We start from the raw sequence: 1,625 nt of genomic DNA, 5'->3' as shown, positions 1-1,625 counted from the left end.
GGCCACGACATCGCCATCCTGCGCACCATGGGGGCGTCGCGCGGCGCCATCCTGCGTATCTTCCTGATGACGGGTGCGGCGATCGGCGTGACCGGCACGCTTGCCGGTGTGCTGCTCGGCGTGCTGATCTGCACCAACATCGAGTCCATCCGCCAGTTCTTCTCATGGATGACCGGCAAGGTGCTGTTCAATCCGGAGCTCTATTTCCTCAGCCAGTTGCCGGCGAAGATGGATCCGCGCGAGACGACCTATGTCGTCCTGATGGCGCTCGGCCTGTCCTTCCTGGCAACCGTGTTTCCGGCATGGCGCGCCGCGCGCCTCGATCCGGTCGAAGCCTTGAGGTACGAATAGTGGCCGAGGTCATTATCGAGCTGAAGAGCGTCGAGCGGCACTATGTCCAGGGGCCGCGCAAGCTCACCATCCTGAACGGTGCCGATTTCTCGCTGAAGCGCGGCGAGATGGTGGCGCTGGTGGCGCCGTCGGGCACCGGCAAGTCGACCCTGCTGCACACTGCCGGCTTGCTGGAGCGTCCCGACGCCGGCGACGTCATCCTGGCCGGCCGTGCCTGCGGGCGGCTCTCCGATGACGAGCGCACGGCGATCCGCCGCAACGATGTCGGCTTCGTCTACCAGTTCCATCATCTGCTGCCGGAATTCTCGGCGCTGGAAAACATCATGATGCCGCAGCTCATCAAGGGGCTCAGCCGCAAGGACGCGGCCGAGCGCGCGGCGCAGCTGCTCGATTACATGCAGATCGGCAAGCGCGCGTCGCACCGGCCGTCCGAACTCTCCGGCGGCGAACAGCAGCGCGTCGCCATCGCGCGTGCGGTCGCCAATGCGCCGCTGGTGCTGCTGGCCGACGAGCCGACCGGCAATCTCGACCCGGTCACCGCGTCTTATGTGTTCGAGGCGCTGGCGGCGCTGGTCAAGCAATCGGGCCTCGCGGCGCTGATCGCCACCCACAATCACGAATTGGCATCGCGCATGGACCGGCGCGTCACCCTGGCCGACGGCAAAGTGGTGCCGCTTTAGTCTCTGATGTCGTCATCCTAGGGCGAAGCTCCGCGGAGCGGAGCGTAGACCCTAGGATCCATGCCGTTACTTTCGAGACAAATGCAGGGGTCGAGGATATGCGACCTCTATCAGAGGCGATAATTCTGCACCGTAGCATCGCCCCTGGTCACGGCATGGATCCTAGGGTCTGCGCGCGTCGCTCCGCTCCTTGCTCCGCCCTAGGAGGACGATGCGATGGCTAATCGCAAAGGCTTCGGTCAGCCCACGTAGCACCGTCGCTCGCCCCTCAACCCTTTCTTAACCCTGCCGATTTGATCGCCCGAAAATTCCGGAGGCGGCCGCATCGTGCCCGTTGACTTTGAAACAAAATTAGAACAAAATGCGAACATATCAACAACAGGAGAGAGTTATGACCGATCTGGTTCAGGATGTCATCTCACTGGTTTGCATGAGCACGTTCCTTGTTTCCATGGCGATCTGGATCGGAGCCATGTGATTTGGCGGCGTTCGCCGCCGCTGTTCCTACGCGGTGGAAGGCCGTTCCGCCGTTAAGCTTTTCTTGCCGCCGTAACGTTAGGGTACCCCGGCAAGACAGGGAGCAACGTCCAGGTG

2 protein-coding genes are annotated in these 1,625 nt (G+C 62.8%); both read left to right on the top strand.

Translation table 11 applies throughout. From position 1 onward, the window contains the following. Window positions 1-351, top strand: a 351-nt coding sequence (locus EN893_RS33010) for an FtsX-like permease family protein (RefSeq protein WP_128362133.1), incomplete at its 5' end; no start/stop codon positions are given. Continuing rightward, window positions 348-1,031, top strand: a complete 684-nt coding sequence (locus EN893_RS33005; RefSeq protein ID WP_174800360.1) for an ABC transporter ATP-binding protein — start codon at window positions 348-350, stop codon at window positions 1,029-1,031. The genes EN893_RS33010 and EN893_RS33005, both read left to right, overlap by 4 nt. Window positions 1,032-1,625: the final 594 nt, after the last annotated feature.

It is taken from the genome of Mesorhizobium sp. M7A.F.Ca.CA.004.04.2.1 (genome assembly GCF_004022825.1).
Taxonomy (GTDB): domain Bacteria; phylum Pseudomonadota; class Alphaproteobacteria; order Rhizobiales; family Rhizobiaceae; genus Mesorhizobium.
Note: the sequence above shows the minus strand (reverse complement) of the source record. Positions and strands in the feature narration are given on the sequence as shown.